The 14,587-nt window shown below is 74.8% G+C and carries 16 protein-coding genes; 9 read left to right on the forward strand and 7 right to left on the reverse strand.

The annotated features are described in order from the left end of the window. The first annotated feature begins 9 nt into the window (after positions 1-9). Entirely contained in the window at positions 10-1,302 is a 1,293-nt protein-coding gene (locus DEJ43_RS07925; RefSeq protein ID WP_015032806.1) for an MFS transporter, read from the forward strand. Positions 1,303-1,414: 112 nt separating this feature from the next. Here the strand turns inward: DEJ43_RS07925 and DEJ43_RS07930 are convergent, their stop codons facing one another. The 4 genes from DEJ43_RS07930 to DEJ43_RS07945 form a co-directional block, all read right to left on the reverse strand. Beyond that, entirely contained in the window at positions 1,415-2,410 is a 996-nt protein-coding gene (locus DEJ43_RS07930; protein WP_015032807.1) for a TolB-like translocation protein, read from the reverse strand. 3 nt (positions 2,411-2,413) lie between these two features. Then, positions 2,414-3,784, reverse strand: coding sequence for an MFS transporter (locus DEJ43_RS07935; RefSeq protein WP_015032808.1), 1,371 nt, complete (start codon positions 3,782-3,784; stop codon positions 2,414-2,416). Further along, a complete protein-coding gene (locus DEJ43_RS07940) occupies positions 3,784-5,127 on the reverse strand; it encodes a discoidin domain-containing protein (RefSeq protein WP_015032809.1) in 1,344 nt (447 codons plus the stop codon). The genes DEJ43_RS07935 and DEJ43_RS07940 overlap by 1 nt, the downstream gene beginning before the upstream one ends. 312 nt (positions 5,128-5,439) lie before the next feature. Then, positions 5,440-5,796 (reverse strand): cupin domain-containing protein, encoded by a 357-nt coding sequence (locus tag DEJ43_RS07945; RefSeq protein WP_015032810.1) that lies wholly within the window; start codon positions 5,794-5,796, stop codon positions 5,440-5,442. Positions 5,797-6,070: 274 nt separating this feature from the next. Here DEJ43_RS07945 and DEJ43_RS07950 point away from each other — a divergent pair, with 274 nt between their 5' ends. Continuing rightward, complete coding sequence (locus tag DEJ43_RS07950; RefSeq protein ID WP_106433688.1) at positions 6,071-7,039, forward strand: pseudouridine-5'-phosphate glycosidase; 969 nt, start codon at positions 6,071-6,073, stop codon at positions 7,037-7,039. Further along, positions 7,036-7,950, forward strand: a complete 915-nt coding sequence (locus tag DEJ43_RS07955; protein WP_015032812.1) for a carbohydrate kinase family protein — start codon at positions 7,036-7,038, stop codon at positions 7,948-7,950. Before DEJ43_RS07950 ends, DEJ43_RS07955 begins: the two co-directional genes overlap by 4 nt. A gap of 48 nt (positions 7,951-7,998) precedes the next feature. On the opposite strand, the gene DEJ43_RS07960 is transcribed toward DEJ43_RS07955, so the two are convergent. Beyond that, positions 7,999-8,634: a nucleoside/nucleotide kinase family protein gene (locus DEJ43_RS07960; RefSeq protein WP_015032813.1), complete on the reverse strand. Its 636-nt coding sequence runs from the start codon at positions 8,632-8,634 to the stop codon at positions 7,999-8,001. Between the two features lie 110 nt (positions 8,635-8,744). On the opposite strand from DEJ43_RS07960, the gene DEJ43_RS07965 reads away from it, so the two are divergent. The 3 genes from DEJ43_RS07965 (at position 8,745) to DEJ43_RS07975 (ending at position 10,457) form a co-directional block, all read left to right on the forward strand. After that, positions 8,745-9,161 carry a VOC family protein gene (locus tag DEJ43_RS07965; RefSeq protein ID WP_015032814.1) on the forward strand — a complete coding sequence of 139 codons (417 nt, stop codon included), beginning with the start codon at positions 8,745-8,747 and terminating at the stop codon, positions 9,159-9,161. 88 nt (positions 9,162-9,249) lie between these two features. Further along, a complete protein-coding gene (locus tag DEJ43_RS07970; protein ID WP_015032815.1) occupies positions 9,250-10,047 on the forward strand; it encodes an SDR family NAD(P)-dependent oxidoreductase in 798 nt (265 codons plus the stop codon). 26 nt (positions 10,048-10,073) lie between these two features. Continuing rightward, positions 10,074-10,457: a MerR family transcriptional regulator gene (locus DEJ43_RS07975; protein WP_041662235.1), complete on the forward strand. Its 384-nt coding sequence runs from the start codon at positions 10,074-10,076 to the stop codon at positions 10,455-10,457. A 5-nt stretch (positions 10,458-10,462) separates the two neighbouring features. On the opposite strand, the gene DEJ43_RS07980 is transcribed toward DEJ43_RS07975, so the two are convergent. Then, positions 10,463-11,107 (reverse strand): winged helix-turn-helix transcriptional regulator, encoded by a 645-nt coding sequence (locus DEJ43_RS07980; protein ID WP_015032817.1) that lies wholly within the window; start codon positions 11,105-11,107, stop codon positions 10,463-10,465. Between the two features lie 91 nt (positions 11,108-11,198). On the opposite strand from DEJ43_RS07980, the gene DEJ43_RS07985 reads away from it, so the two are divergent. The 3 genes from DEJ43_RS07985 (at position 11,199) to DEJ43_RS07995 (ending at position 13,662) form a co-directional block, all read left to right on the forward strand. Beyond that, entirely contained in the window at positions 11,199-12,410 is a 1,212-nt protein-coding gene (locus tag DEJ43_RS07985) for a pyridoxal phosphate-dependent aminotransferase (RefSeq protein ID WP_015032818.1), read from the forward strand. 90 nt (positions 12,411-12,500) lie between these two features. Further along, positions 12,501-12,959, forward strand: a complete 459-nt coding sequence (locus DEJ43_RS07990; RefSeq protein WP_015032819.1) for a hypothetical protein — start codon at positions 12,501-12,503, stop codon at positions 12,957-12,959. A gap of 13 nt (positions 12,960-12,972) precedes the next feature. Beyond that, on the forward strand, positions 12,973-13,662 hold the full coding sequence (locus DEJ43_RS07995) for a DUF2293 domain-containing protein (protein WP_015032820.1): 690 nt from the start codon (positions 12,973-12,975) through the stop codon (positions 13,660-13,662). A 47-nt stretch (positions 13,663-13,709) separates the two neighbouring features. On the opposite strand, the gene DEJ43_RS08000 is transcribed toward DEJ43_RS07995, so the two are convergent. Beyond that, positions 13,710-14,507: a chaplin gene (locus tag DEJ43_RS08000; RefSeq protein ID WP_015032821.1), complete on the reverse strand. Its 798-nt coding sequence runs from the start codon at positions 14,505-14,507 to the stop codon at positions 13,710-13,712. Positions 14,508-14,587 lie beyond the last annotated feature (80 nt).

Raw genomic sequence — 14,587 nt, forward strand, 5'->3', positions numbered from 1 at the left:
CTCACGTAAGTGACCCAGACCCCCGGTGCCCCTGACTCGACGCTCCCCGAGCACATATCCGCGCCCGTCACCGCCGTCGAGCTGCCCGCGCTGCGCCGCCGCGTCCAGGCCGTGCTCGTCGCCACCCAGATCCTGGGGGGTCTGGGCATCGCCACCGGCGTCGCCCTCGCCGCCGTCCTGGCCAGGGACGTCAGCGGCTCCGAGGCCCTCTCCGGTCTCGCGTCGACCGCGACCGTCGCCGGACCCGCGCTGCTCGCCATGCCGCTGGCCGCCCTCATGTCCGCACGCGGCCGCCGGGCCGGGCTCGTCCTCGCGTACCTCATCGGAGCCGTCGGCGCCGGGGTCGCCGTGCTCGGGGCGGTCGTCGGCAGCTTCCCCCTGCTGCTCCTCGGCCTCGTCGGCTTCGGCGCCGGGTCCTCGGCCAACCTGGCGGCCCGCTTCGCCGCCGCCGACCTGGCCGAACCCGAGCGCAGGGCACGCGCCATCTCCACCGTGGTGTGGGCGACCACGATCGGGGCGGTGCTCGGCCCGAACATCGCCGCGCCGGCCGGCCGGAGCGTCGCGGGCCTGGGGATACCCGCCACCGCGGGCCCCTTCGTCTGGGCGGCCGGGGTCTTCGTGGTCGCGGCGGTCATGGTGGCCCTGCTGCTGCGCCCGGACCCGCTCCTCACCGCCCGCGCGATGGCCGACACCGGGACGGGCGACACGGTGGAGGCGCGCTCGCTGCGCGCCGGGATGCGGGCGGTCCGGGAGTCCCCGAAGGCCCGGCTCGCCCTCGTCACGGTGGCCGGCTCGCACACCGCGATGGTGTCGATCATGTCGATGACCCCCGTGGCGCTCACCCACCACGGCGCGGACATCCAGCTGATCGGGCTCGTGATCAGCGGGCACATCGCGGGCATGTACGCCTTCTCACCCCTGATGGGCTGGCTCTCCGACCGGCTCGGCCGACTCGCGGTGATCGGACTCGCGGTCGGACTGATCGGACTGGCCGCGCTGGTCGCGGGCACGGCGGGGCCCAGCCACGGCCGGACCGCCCTGGGGCTCTTCGTCCTCGGTCTGGGGTGGTCGGCGGGGCTGGTCTCCGGCTCCGCGCTGCTCACGGACTCGGTGCCGCAGGCCGCCCGGGCGGCGGTCCAGGGACTCTCCGACTTCGTCATGAACACCGCCGCCGGTCTCGGCGGCCTGGCGGCGGGCCTGATCGTCGCGCAGGCGGGCTACGGGCCGCTGAACGCCGTCGCCGCGTGCCTGCTGCTGCCGATGGCGGCGCTCGCGCTGCGCGGCTCGCTCCGGAAGGCCTGAGGCCGGCTCACGCCCGCGTACGGCGCCCCACGCGCGCGTACGCCCGGCCCAAGCGCGCGTACGGGCCGCCCCCCGCGCCCGTACGGGCCGCCCCACGCGCGCGTCCGCCCGGTCAGTGCGGCGCGGCCGGGGACGAGGCGCCGGCCGCCCGCTGCCTCGGGGCTCCCGTGCCGTCGGCCGGGACCGTCCAGACCCCTCCCCCGTACCCGTACGCGAGGGTGTCCCGGTCCGTCCACAGCGCCTGGTCGTCGATGCCGCGCCGCTCCGCCACCGCGTGTTCCCGCCCGGTGGCGAGCTCGTACACGTACAGCCGCCACGGCTCGTCCGGTCCGTCGGAGACCCGCTTCTTGAACGCGAGGCGAGTGCCGTCAGGGGAGAGCGAGGGGCACTCGACGTTCTCCCGCAGGGCCCGGGCCGACCAGCCGCGCATGTCGCCCTCGACGAGGTGGGTGCGGCCGCCGGTGGAGACGGTGGCGTAGAAGCGGTTGTCGTCGGCGGCGAAGCTGACGCCCCAGTAGTTGACGTCGGGGGCGTGGTGGCGGCGGCCGTCGAGGGTGAGCGGGATCTGCTCCATGTTCTTCACCAGGTAGCCGGTCCTGAGGTCGAGGATCGAGGTGCGGGTGGAGAAGGCCGAGCGGGCGTAGGAGTCGCCGGTCGCGAACATCGTCCAGGCGAGCATGTTCCCCGAGGCCGAGACCCTGGCCCGGCTGGGGATGCCGGGCAGCCCGATGCGGCGCACCTCGCGCAGCTGCCGGTCGAGCACGAGGGCGTACGAGCGGGCCGGGACGCCCGGTCTGCGCTGGAGGCAGAGAGCGGTGCCGCCGGCGGCGTGGAAGCGGTCGCAGGAGGGACCGCCGACCACCCGGCCGCCGGGCGCGGACGGGTCCACGCGCGCGATGCGCCCGCTGGTGGTGTCCCGGACGTAGAGCGTGCCGGTCCCGGCGTCGAGGGTGAAGCCGGGGTCGGCGGTTCCGGTGGCCGCGGCCTCGCGCCCCGTGGCGGCCCGCAGGGTGTAGGCGGTGGCGCCGCCGCCCAGGATCAGGAGCGCGAGGACGAGGATCCACACGCGCGTACGGGTGGACGGGCGGGCGCCGGTCAGGTCGGGCATGGGTCAGTCCGTCCTCTCGGAAGGCTGGGAGGGCTCGGAGGGCTCGGAGGGCTGGGAGGCCGGGGCGGGCCGGTGAGGTTCGGGGAGTTCCGGGGCCTTCCGGCGGCGGCCGGTGCGCGGTGGCGCGGGGAGCAGCCGCGCGGCGCAGCAGAGGGCCGCCGTGAGGGCGAGCAGGGCCGCCACGAGGGCGGCCTCCGGTCCGCTCGCGGTCCACACGGCGCCGAACGCGACGGCCGCCCCGAGCCGGGCGAGGGCTTGGGCGGTCTGGACGACCGCGAGGCCTCCGGCCTGCCTTCCCTCGGTCAGATGGGGGCCGGTCAGGGCCATCAGGACGCCGTCGGTGGTGGCGTAGAAGACCCCGAGGAGGGCCAGGACGCCGAGCAGGACCGCCGCGTCGGGCAGCGGGGCGAGCAGCAGCCCGTAGGCGAGCAGCAGGGCTCCGTGGCCGTACAGGAAGGGGCCGCGGCGTCCGGTCCGGTCGGCGAGGCGCCCGGCGGGGACGGCGAGCAGCAGATAGACCCCGGCCGCGCCCAGCGGCAGGAAGGGGAACCAGGTCGCGTCGAACGCGAGCCGCCGCTGGAGCAGCAGGTAGAGGAAGGAGTCGCCGATGGTGGCGGCGCCGAGGAGCCCGGCGCACAGCACGATCCGCCGGTACGCGGGCGAGCGCAGCCCGGCGAGCAGCCCGCCACGCGCGCGTGGCGCGGCCGGGGCTTCGGGCGCCGGGGCGGGGGCCGTCCCGGCCTTCTCCCGGGCCCGGCCGGGGACGAGCAGCACCCACAGCAGGACGCCGAACGATCCGACGCAGAAGCTGACGGCGAAGACGGCGTCGTACGCGTCGGCCGTCGCCCACAGCAGGGCGAAGGCGGCCAGCGGGCCCAGGAGGGCGCCGGTGGTGTCCATGGCCCTGTGCGTGCCGAAGGCGCGTCCCAGGTCCTCCGGGGGGCTGTGCAGCGTGATGAGGGCGTCGCGCGGGGCGGTGCGGACGCCCTTGCCGAGCCGGTCGGCGGCAAGCGCGGTGGCGATCCAGCCGGTCGCGCCGCCGGCGAGGAGCAGGCCGAGCCGGGAGCAGGCGGAGAGGGCGTAGCCCAGTCCGCCGATCTGCTTGTGCCGGCCGCCGCGGTCGGCGGTGGCGCCGCCGAGGAGCCGTACGAGTGCGGTGGCGCCGGTCGTCAGGCCGTCGAGCAGCCCGAACTGGAGCGGGGAGAGGCCGAGTCCGAGGACCAGGTAGAGCGGCAGGACGGCGGTCACCATCTCCGAGGAGACGTCGGTGACGAGGCTGACCGCGCCCAGGGCGAGGACGGTGCCGGGGACGCGCCGCCGGACCCCCGAGGGGGCGGGCGGCGCGTCGGGGCGACCGGTGGTCGCGAGGTACATCAGTGGCAGGTGTAGGTCGGGCCGGAGTCCTTCACCTGGTTGTCGGTGCCGACGTACTGCCAGGTGTAGGTGGTGTCGGTGAGGTCGAGCTTCAGGACGCCGTACGATCCGCTGATCCGCTTCTGGCTGTTGGGCTGGACCGTCTCGATGTCGTAGGGCTCGGCGCCGCCCATGCCGCCGACGATCTCGACGATGCCGTCGGCGGTGGCCCGCCCGTTGGGGTCCTGCGGGGCGAAGCGCTCGTAGTGGTGGTCGTGTCCGTTGAGGACGAGGTCGGCCTTGGCGCCGTAGAGGATCTGCCAGACCGGCTTGGAGACCGGGTCGTTGCCGTGGCCGCCGGAGGAGTACAGCGGGTGGTGGAAGTAGGCGGCGAGGCAGCCCTTGGTGTTGCGGGCGAGGTCGTCCTTGAGCCACTGGATCTGCGCGGCGTCGTCGAAGGAGTTGGAGTCGAGGGCGACGAAGTGCCAGTTGCCCTGGTCGTAGCTGTAGTAGGGCTTGCCCTGCGGGTAGGCGATCGCGCCGAAGTACGACTTGTAGCCGGCGAGCGAGCCGGCCGGGTCGTAGGTCTCGTGGTTGCCGGGCACGGGCCGGGTCTTCGCCTTGAAGGCGCCCCAGGTCTTGTCGTAGTAGTTCCGGAAGTCGGAGAGCAGGGCGTCGTCGTACTGGTTGTCGCCCATCGTCAGGTAGAAGGACGGCGCGATCCGCTGGGCGAGGGCCGCCGTCTTGGGGTGGGCGCAGGAGCTGCTGGAGGCGGTGCACTGGGCGGCGATGTCACCGGCCGCGACGACGGTGAAGGAGCCGGTGGGCGGGGGCGTGGTGCCGCCGGGGGTGCCGTAGACCTCGACCGCGAAGAGGGAGTAGCCGTACGAGGTGCCGCGGGCGGTCCCGTACACGCGGAGGTAGCGGCCCTGGCCGGTGAGTCCGGTCCAGTCGTCCGTGGCGCCGTTCCCGGCGGTCTCGTTGGCGAGACGGGTCCAGGTGGTGCCGTCGGTGGAGATCTCGACGCGGTAGGCCTTGGCGTACGCGGCCTCCCAGACGAGCTTGACGCGGGAGACGGTGGCGGAGGGTCCGAGGTCGACCTGGAGCCACTGCGGGTCGATGCCCTCGGCGCTGGCCCAGCGGGTGCTGGAGACGCCGTCGAAGGCCTTCTCCGGGCCGAAGGTGCTGTCCTCGACGGAGGAGGAGGTGGCCGGGCGGCCCTGGGATATCAGGACGTCGGCGGCGGCGCCGGCCCGCTCCGGGAGGGCGAGCAGGAGCCCTCCGACGAGCAGCAGCACGGCGGTGAGGACGAGGGACAGTGGTGTGGTGGTCGAGCGGGGTGGGGCGGAGGCGTTCAGGCGCATACCTGGCTCCCTGGCCTGGGGGTCGGCGAGAGCTGGACACCGGTGCGGGGGCACCACGGACCGGCCGTGCGGCGGGCCGGGGCGCCCGTGCCGCGGAACGCGGACACGGGCGACCGACCGGGTGGCGATTCGGGGCGCCACACGACGGGGTGATGCTCGGCGGCCGGGTCAGAGCTCTCGCTGAGCGCGTCACGCCCTTGGGGTGGGGCGCCGCGCCAAGCCGCTGCCGGGGATGCTAGCGGATAGGAAGGTTTCCTACCAGACTCTCAACGGAGCCCCGCCCTCCGGGACTTCGAGGCCCACGCGGGTCCCTCAGAGGCTGATGTGGTACGCCTTGCGCAGGGTCTCGTGCACGGTCCAGGTCGTCCGGTCGCCCTCGCGCAGCACGCACGCGTCGCCGGGGCCGATCTCCAGGGTCTCGCCGCCCTCGACGGCGACGGTCGCCCGGCCGGAGACCACCACGAAGAGCTCGTTGGCCTCGGTGTCGGTGACGACGCCGGGGGTGATCTGCCAGATGCCGCGCAGCTGCTTGCCGTCGGCCGACTCCCACAGCACCTTGCCCGTCACCTCGGGCGTGCCCGAGACGATCTGGGCGGGGTCGAGCGGCTCGGCCTCAAGCTCCGCGTCGGGGATGTGCACGGCGAAGGAAGGCTGGTCATGTGTCGTCATGGGCGGTGACTGTAGCGGGGGTCCGGGACCGCCCCGGGACCGGGACCAGCTGGAGCGAGCCCCTCCGCTTCGCCTTCCACCAGGCGCGATACCCGGATCGCCGGACCGCGACGAAATCCGCACCGCCCCTTCGGCGCAGCGCCCGGCCGGTCCCGCGGCCCCGGCGCGCGACCGCGCGGGGCGCCCCGTGACGGATTCCGCAGCCGTCGGCCACCCTGTGGCCGGAGCTCGCCAACGAGGTTTGCGGGACGGGCGGTCGCGCCAGGAATGGGACATGTCCACACAGGTGTCCGAAGAGGTACGCGAGGCGCTCCACGAGGGGCGTCCCGTCGTCGCGCTGGAATCGACGATCATCGCCCACGGCCTGCCGCGCCCGCGGAACCTCGCCGTGGCGCTGGAGCTCGAAGAGCTGGTGCGGGCCGGCGGCGCCGTCCCCGCCACCGTCGCGGTCGTGGACGGCACGGCCAGGGTCGGCCTGGACCGGGCCGCCCTGACCCGGATCGCCGAGGACCCGGCCGTACGGAAACTGGGCCACCGCGACCTGGCCCCCGCCCTGGCGGCCGGGGCGACCGGGGCGACGACGGTCTCGGCGACGGCCTGGCTCGCGGACGCGGCGGGCATCCGGGTGTTCGCGACCGGCGGCCTCGGCGGGGTGCACCGCGGCTGGACCGAGACCCAGGACGAGTCCGCCGACCTCCGGCTGCTCGCCCGGGTCGGCATCACGGTGGTCTGCGCCGGGGTCAAGTCGATCCTCGACGTGCCCGCGACGCTCCAGCGCCTGGAGACGCTGGGCGTGACCGTCGTCGGGTACGGCACGGAGCACTTCCCCGGCTTCTACCTCTCCTCCTCGGGCGAGCCCGTCGACTGGACCCTGCGCAGCCCGGCGGAGGTGGCCGGGGTGATACGGGCGCAGGACCGGCTCGGCGGCCCGCGGGCGGCGCTGATCGTGGCCAACCCGGTGCCGGTGGCGGAGCAGTTGGACCCGGCGCTGCACGACCGGGTGCTCGCGGGAGGCCTGGCGGAGGCGAAGGAGAAGGGGATCACGGGCCAGGCGGTGACCCCGTTCCTCCTGGAGTACCTGACGGTGCACACGGAAGGGGCGTCCCTGGAGGCGAACCTCGCGGCGGTACGGGGCAATGTGCGGCTCGCGGCGAGCATCGCGGGCGCGTACGGGACGGGGGCGTACGGGGCGGGGCCGGCGCCCCGAACGCCCGAGCCCGGCTCCGGCGCGGGCGGCCGGTGAGTCCGGTGGCGGGTGCGCTGCTCGTCGTCGGGGACGTGGTCACGGATGTCGTCGCGCGGCACCGCACTCCGCTGGCCCCCGCCACCGACACGGCGGCGCAGATCCGTACCCTCCCGGGCGGCGCGGGGGCCAACGCCGCCTGCTGGGCGGCGCGTTCCGGCTGCGGCGAGGTGCGGCTCCTCGGCCGGGTGGGCGCGGACGCGGCCGGCTGGCACGAGCGGGCGCTGCGGCGGGCCGGGGTGCGGCCCCTGCTGGTCCAGGACCCGGAGGCGGCGACCGCCACCGTGATCGCGCTGGTGGACTCCTCGGCGGAGCGCACCTTCCTCACCGACAGCGGTGCCGCGCTCCGCCTCTCCCCCGGCGACTGGAACGCCGGGTTCCTCGACGGCGTGGCCCGGCTGCACCTGTCGGGGTACCTCTTCTTCGCCGCGCCGAGCCGTGAGACGGCCCGGCGGGCGCTGCGGGACGCCCGGAACGCCGGGGTGCCGGTGAGCGTGGACCCGGCCTCGGCGGGGTTCCTGGCGGAGCTGGGGGTGGACGGATTCCTGGCGGCGGCGGACGGCGCCGAGGTCCTGCTGCCCAACGCGGACGAGGCCGCGTCGCTCACCGGCGTCGACCGGCCGGAGGCGGCGGCAGCGGAGTTGAGCCGCCGCTTCCCGCTGGTCGTGGTGACGCTCGGGGCGGCCGGGGCACTGGTCGCCGAGGGCGGCGCGGTCGTCGCGCGGGTGGCGGCGCCACCGGTGCGGCCGGTGGACTCGACGGGCGCGGGCGACGCGTTCACCGGCGCGTTCCTGGCGGCGCGGCTCGCGGGCGCGGCCCCGGCGAAGGCCGCCGCGCAGGGCTGCCGCGCGGGCGCGGAAGCGGTCACAGTCGTAGGCGGCCGCCCCCCGGAGCTGCCATACCCCACCTGACGAAGACCCCACCACCGCGGAGCCGCCTCCGCGCGGAACCACCTCCCGCTACCCTCCCAGCCCCGTCCAGGCCGGATGCCGTGGGTCGTCGGCGCGGACGACCGCGTCCGCCGTTCCGGCCGGGTCGACCTCCGTCGCGTAGCGTGCGAAGGCGGGCAGCGTCCAGGTCTCCTCGGTGCGGCGGGCGAGGGCGGCGGGTGAGAGGCGCAGGTGCACGGTCAGGTCGAAGGGGAACCAGTGCCCGAGCAGGAAGGGGCCGTGCACCACGAGCACCCCGCCGGGCGGCAGCGTCACGTACGGGCTGCGGGTCGCCCGGTCCCGGACGGGGTCCCACAGGTCGGGCAGGACCCGCCCGGTGCCGCCCGTCTCCAGCGGCCCGAAGACCTCCCGCCACAGCGCCCCGACGTCGGTCCAGCCGTCGTAGTACGCGTCCGGGTCCTGCTTCCCGTACTCGTACCGCAGCGAGGCGGGCCGCAGGAAACCGGCCGTCCCCACGACGTGGACCGCGCGCCCGCGCGTGCGCAGTGCCTCGGCGAGCAGTTCGGCGAGTTCACCGCCGGGCGCGGCGGGCGGCCCGTCGACGGCGACCTTGAGCCAGTCGCTGCCGTCGGCCGGCGCGGACGCGTCGAGCCGCCCGGCGAGCGTCTCCGCCAGCCGTTCCCAGGTGATCGCCTCGTATCGCATCCCGCTCATCCTGCCGCCGCTCCCCCTGACGTGTACCGGCCGACACCCCGGGACTACGGTGACCGGGCCGGGCGACCGCCCGGTAGCCGCGAGGGAAGGACCCGTTCCGCATGAGTCGCCGTCAGCCGCCCCTGCCCTACGAGACCCCGGAGGCGGTATCGCCCTTCGGCCTCGGGCTGCACCACGTGCAGCTCGCGCTGCCGCCGGGCGAGGAGGAGGTGTGCCGCCGATTCTACGTCGACGTGCTGGGCATGACCGAGATCCGCAAGCCCCCGGTGCTCGCGGCCCGGGGCGGACTGTGGGTGCGCTCGGACGCGCTGGAGATCCACCTGGGCGTCGAGGACGACTTCCGTCCGTCCCGGAAGGGCCACCCGGGGATTCTGGTCGCCGACATCGACGGTCTGGCCGAGCGGCTGACCGCCCGGGGCGTCGAGGTGACGTGGGACGGCAACTTCCCGGGGCACCGCCGCTTCTACATCACCGACTGCCACGAGAACCGGCTGGAGTTCCTCAGCCCGGAGCACTGACCCGGCCGCCGAAGGACGACGGGCCGGACACCGTTCCGCCGGGCCGGCTTGACCTTGTCACTGGCGTCAGGGTTCCACCATCGGCCGCATGGACATCGACGTCACGACCACCGCACCCCTCCACCACCCGCCCCAGGACACCGTCCCGCCCCCCAGGGTCGCCGTCGTCACCGGCGCGGGCACCGGCATCGGCCGTGCCACCGCCCGGGCCTTCGCCGGGCAGGGGGTGACGGTCGTCGCCGTCGGGCGCCGGGAGACTCCGCTGCGGGAGACCGCCGAAGGGCATCCGGGGATCCATCCGTTCGTCGCCGACGTCACGGCGGAGGGCGCGGCCGAGGCGATCGTCTCCGCCGCCCTGGCCGCCCACGGCCGCCTCGACGTGCTCGTCAACAACGCCGGGGTCTCCGGCGGCGGCCCCCTCGGCACCCTCGACCGGTCCGCGCTCGCCCCGCTCCTGGAGACCAACCTCGTCGCCCCGGTCCTGCTCACCCAGGCCGCGGTCCCCGCGCTGCGCGCGTCCCGGGGCGTCGTGGTGAACGTGACGACGACGGTCGGCCAGCGCGGCTGGCCGAGCGGCTCCGTCTATCCGGCGACCAAGAGCGCCCTGGAGACCCTGACGCGCTGCTGGGCGCTCGAACTCGCGCCCGACGGCGTCCGGGTGGTGGCGGTCGCGCCCGGGGCGATCGAGACGCCGATCGCCGAGCACATGGGCCTCTCCCCCGAGCGGCTCGCGGCGCTGCGGGCCTGGCAGCTCGCGCACACCCCGCTGGGCCGGATCGGGCGGCCCGAGGAGGTCGCCTGGGCGATCACCGCGCTGGCGGCTCCGGACGCCGCCTTCCTGACCGGGACGGTGCTGCCCGTCGACGGGGGCGCGCTGGTCACGTGATACGACTGCGGGTGGAGGTGGCGCCCTTGCGCATCGGTGAACTGGCCCGGCGGACAGGGGTGTCGCCGCGTGCGCTGCGCCACTACGAGGCGGCGGGGCTGATCGCCGCGGAGCGCGCGGCCAACGGCTACCGGGTGTACGGGGAGGGCGCCGTCACCCGGGTGGCGAACGTCCGTTACCTGCTCGACGCGGGGCTGACCCTGGACGACGTGTCGGCCTTCCGCTCCTGCCTGGACGGGGACATCTCCTCGGTCCCGCCGTCCGCCCGCGGCCTGGAGATCGCCCGCGAGCGGCTGGCCGTGCTCGACGCGCGGATCGCGGCGCAGACCGAGGCACGGGACCGGCTGGCGCGGAGTCTGGCCGTACGGTCCGCCGGAAGCGGCGGCCGGACGGCCGGTGCCGTCGGCTGAGGTCCTCAGCCGACGCCGGCGACCCGCTCCGTCCTCTCCAGCACCGCCCGCCCCGACGCGACCGCCTCGTCGAGCGTCAGTTCGCCGCCCGCGAGGGCCCGACAGGTCGCCGCGTCGGTCCTGAGCCGGGCGTCGGGCACCTCCGCCGTATCGGCGCCGTAGACCCCGTCGCCGTACGCCAGGACTCCGTCGTCCCCGACCCGTACGAAGAACTCGCCCTCGTCCAGGGTGATCTGGACGACGCCCGCGCCGAGCCCGGTGAGCGCGCCGAGCAGCGGGATCGCGTACCAGTGCGCGCGGACGGCGTCGGTGGGGCGCGGCTCGCCCAGGTCGGGCGCCCCCCAGGCGGCGAGGGTGCGCAGCACGGGCAGCAGGTCGCGGCCGCGCGGGGTGAGCTCGTACACGAACGCGGAGGCGGGCGGGGGCAGTCGGCGGCGGGTGACGAGCCCGGCGCCCTCCATGTCCTTGAGGCGGCCGGCGAGCATGTCGGTGCTGACGCCGGGGAGGTCGGCGTGCAGGTCGGTGTAGCGGCGCGGCCCGGCGAGGAGTTCGCGGACGACGAGCAGGGTCCAGCGGTCGCCGACGAGGTCGAGGGCGCGCGCGGCGGCGCAGTGCTGGTCGTAGCTGCGGCGGCGTGGCTGACGTGGCATGCGACGCAGTCTAGACATGTTGTTGGACTTTCCAAGCTTGAACTTGGTAAAACCAAGCAACACTGATTCCGGGGACGTGGGGAGATCGGACATGGAGTTCCGGCAGTCGAGCAAGCTGAGCGAGGTCTGTTACGAGATCCGGGGCCCGGTCATCGAGCACGCCAACGCGCTGGAGGAGGCGGGCCACAGCGTCCTGCGCCTCAACACCGGCAACCCGGCGCTCTTCGGCTTCGAGGCGCCCGAGGAGATCGTCCAGGACATGATCCGGATGCTCCCCAAGGCCCACGGTTACACCGACTCCCGCGGCATCCTCTCCGCCCGCCGCGCGGTCGCCCAGCGCTACCAGTCCATGGGGCTTCCGGACGTGGACGTCGACGACGTCTTCCTCGGCAACGGCGTCTCCGAGCTGATCTCGATGGCCGTCCAGGCCCTCCTGGAGGACGGTGACGAGGTCCTCGTACCCGCCCCGGACTACCCGCTGTGGACGGCGGTGACCACCCTGGCGGGCGGCAAGCCGGTGCACTACCTCTGCGACGAGTCCGCCGACTGGTACCCGGACCTCGACGACATGGCCTCGAAGATCACCGACCGCACCAAGGCCGTCGTCGTCATCAACCCCAACAACCCCACCGGCGCCGTCTACCCGAAGGAGATCCTGGAGGGCATCTTCGAACTCGCCCGGCGCCACGGCCTGATGGTCCTCGCCGACGAGATCTACGACCAGATCGTCTACGACGACGCCGTCCACCACCCGGCCGCCTCCCTCGCCCCCGACCTGGTCGTCCTCACCTTCGGCGGCCTCTCCAAGACCTACCGCGTCGCGGGCTTCCGCTCCGGCTGGCTGGTCGTCACCGGCCCGAAGCAGCACGCCAGGAACTACCTGGAGGGCCTCACCATGCTGGCCTCCATGCGGCTCTGCCCCAATGCCCCCGCCCAGTACGCCATCCAGGCCGCGCTCGGCGGCCGGCAGTCGATCCACGAGCTCACCGCCCCGGGCGGCAGGCTGCGCGAACAGCGCGACCGGGCCTGGGAGAAGCTCAACGAGATCCCGGGCGTCTCCTGCGTGAAGCCCAAGGGCGCGCTGTACGCCTTCCCGCGCCTCGACCCCGCCGTGCACAAGATCCACGACGACGAGAAGTTCGTCCTCGACCTGCTGCTCCGGGAGAAGATCCAGGTCGTCCAGGGAACCGGCTTCAACTGGCCCCGCCCCGACCACTTCCGCATCCTCACCCTGCCGTACGCCGACGACCTCGACGCCGCGATCAGCCGCATCGGCCGCTTCCTGAGCGGCTACCGGCAGTGACGCGCCACCCCCTCGACTGTCATGATCTGAGGGCCTGAAGATCCTTCGGGCCGACGGACACGGCAGCGGGACAGGAGGGGGCGTCCGGTCATGGATGTGGCGCTGATAGCGGTGGCGGGGACCCTGTTGGGCGTGATCGCCACCCACTGGTTCCAGGGGCGGGCCACCGAGCGCACCGCCTCGCTCGCCCGGACCGAACAGCTCCGCCAGGAGCGGATCGCGACCTACAGCGCCTACGCGGGCGCGGTCGTCGACTACCGGCACAGCCAGAACGACCGCTGGTTCCGGGCGGTCGAGGAGCCCGGCTCGGACGAGGCGGAGGAGTCCCGCCACGCCTCCTACCGGCAGCGCACCGCCGCCCGGCAGGCGCTCTTCCGCGTCCAGCTGGTCTGCGACGACCCGCACGTCCGCCGGCTCGCCGAGACGGCCTTCGAGCAGACCCACTGCATGCACGAGGCGGTGGACGAGAGCGAGCGGGCCCGCCGCTCGGCCGAGGCCAAGGAAGCGCTCGCCGTGTTCATCGCCGCCGCCGCGCCCGGCGTGCGCTGACCGGGGCGGCGCGATGGACCTCGTCGCCCCCGTCGTCGTCGAGCCGCTCCGGCGCCGCCGCTGCTCGGAGTGCCGGCAGGGGCCGCTGGAGCGGATGATCGTCGAGTTCAACGCCCCGGTCTGCCTGGACTGCGCCGACCTGGGGCATCTCGTGTTCCTGCGCCGGGGCGACACGGCGCTCACCCGCCGCGCCCGTGAGAACAGCACGCTCTGGGCCGTGGTCGTACGGCACAACCGGCGCCGCACCCGGTACGAACGCCAGGGCCTGCTCGTCGAGGAGGCGGCCCTCGCCGAGGCGGAGGCGGCCTGCCTGGCGGACGCGGAGGCCCGGGCCAGGCGCCGGGCGAGGGACGCGGTACGGCGCGCGGCGCTCGACACGGAGATCACCGAGGTCCTCCGGGCGGAGATCCTGCGGCTCTTCCCGTCCTGCCCGGCGGACCGGGCGGAGGAGATCGCCGTCCACGCCTCCGCGAAGGGCAGCGGCCGGGTGGGGCGCACGGCCGCCGGCCGCTCGCTGGACCGCGGCGCGGTCACGGCCGCGGTGCGTGCCTCCGTACGCCATGTCGACACGCCCTACGACGCGCTGCTGATGGGCGGGGTTCCCCGGCACCAGGCCCGGACGAGGGTCGCACCGGCCATCGAGGCGGTGCTCCGGGCCTGGCGTCGCGGCGGCGCGGAGGCCGGCGGCCGGGTGCGCGGCTGACAGCTCGGGCGTCAGCGTGCGTCGGCCCGGCCGCGTGGGGCCGACCCTCAGGCCTGGTCCCCGGCGCGGCGCGCGCGGCGGTACAGCAGGGCGCCGCCGAGCAGCAGCGCGGCGCTCGCGGGGGCGGCGTAGCCGATGGTGTCGGAGCCGGTGGACGCGAGCTGGACCGTGCTGGTCTCACCCTGCGGCGCGGGGGCCGGGGCGGGCTTCTCCGTCTCGGTCTCGGTCTCGGTCTGCGGGACCGGGACGTTGCGGACGGGGGTCTGCGGGCGCGGAGTCGGCGTCTCGATCGGCTGCTCGGGCTTCGAGGGGCCGTTGACCGCGGTGTTGCCGAAGACCGGGTTGAGGACACCGACCACGTTGACCGAGTTCCCGCTGACGTTCACGGGGAGGTCGACGGGCAGCTGGATGCCGTTCCCGGAGAGGACGCCGGGAGAGCCCGCGACATGGGTCTCGGCCGAGGACCCGCCGCCGTTGACCGAACCGCCGTCGGAGGAGCCCCCGCCGTGCGAGCCGCCAGCCTGCTCGCCGCCGCGCGGGGTGCCGGGCTCGTCCTTGTGGGAGCCGCCCTCGGAGCCGTAACCGTCGGGCTCCTTCTCGGCGGAGCGGTTGGCACAGCCGTTTCCGAAGGCCGGGTTGAGCAGGCCGACGACGCTGACCGTGTTGCCGCAGACGTTGACCGGCACGTGCACCGGCAGCTGAACCGTGTTGCCGGAGCCGACGCCCGGCGAACCGACCGCGGCGCCCTGTGCGCCGGAGTCGGCGTGCGCGGCGCCGGCCGAGAGGGCGAGCGCCCCGCCCGTGACCAACAGTGTGGCCAGACCACTTCGGCGAATCTGCCTCATGGCTTCCTGCCTTCCGGAGGTGTGCGGGCAAGTGCCCGTACCGGAATCAACGCGACAAACGCACGTGCCGGATCCGGCCG

The sequence above is a fragment of the Streptomyces venezuelae ATCC 10712 genome, assembly GCF_008639165.1.
GTDB lineage: Bacteria > Actinomycetota > Actinomycetes > Streptomycetales > Streptomycetaceae > Streptomyces > Streptomyces venezuelae.

Excerpts from the sequence above, each read along its gene's own strand:
- DEJ43_RS07930 (WP_015032807.1), bottom strand. The coding sequence starts at position 2,410 with ATGCCCGACCTGACCGGCGCCCGCCCGTCCACCCGTACGCGCGTGTGG.
- DEJ43_RS07935 (WP_015032808.1), bottom strand. The coding sequence starts at position 3,784 with ATGTACCTCGCGACCACCGGTCGCCCCGACGCGCCGCCCGCCCCCTCG.
- DEJ43_RS07940 (WP_015032809.1), bottom strand. The coding sequence starts at position 5,127 with ATGCGCCTGAACGCCTCCGCCCCACCCCGCTCGACCACCACACCACTG.
- DEJ43_RS07945 (WP_015032810.1), bottom strand. The coding sequence starts at position 5,796 with ATGACGACACATGACCAGCCTTCCTTCGCCGTGCACATCCCCGACGCG.
- DEJ43_RS07950 (WP_106433688.1), top strand. The coding sequence starts at position 6,071 with ATGTCCACACAGGTGTCCGAAGAGGTACGCGAGGCGCTCCACGAGGGG.
- DEJ43_RS07960 (WP_015032813.1), bottom strand. The coding sequence starts at position 8,634 with ATGCGATACGAGGCGATCACCTGGGAACGGCTGGCGGAGACGCTCGCC.
- DEJ43_RS07965 (WP_015032814.1), top strand. The coding sequence starts at position 8,745 with ATGAGTCGCCGTCAGCCGCCCCTGCCCTACGAGACCCCGGAGGCGGTA.
- DEJ43_RS07970 (WP_015032815.1), top strand. The coding sequence starts at position 9,250 with ATGGACATCGACGTCACGACCACCGCACCCCTCCACCACCCGCCCCAG.
- DEJ43_RS07980 (WP_015032817.1), bottom strand. The coding sequence starts at position 11,107 with ATGCCACGTCAGCCACGCCGCCGCAGCTACGACCAGCACTGCGCCGCC.
- DEJ43_RS07985 (WP_015032818.1), top strand. The coding sequence starts at position 11,199 with ATGGAGTTCCGGCAGTCGAGCAAGCTGAGCGAGGTCTGTTACGAGATC.
- DEJ43_RS07990 (WP_015032819.1), top strand. The coding sequence starts at position 12,501 with ATGGATGTGGCGCTGATAGCGGTGGCGGGGACCCTGTTGGGCGTGATC.
- DEJ43_RS07995 (WP_015032820.1), top strand. The coding sequence starts at position 12,973 with ATGGACCTCGTCGCCCCCGTCGTCGTCGAGCCGCTCCGGCGCCGCCGC.
- DEJ43_RS08000 (WP_015032821.1), bottom strand. The coding sequence starts at position 14,507 with ATGAGGCAGATTCGCCGAAGTGGTCTGGCCACACTGTTGGTCACGGGC.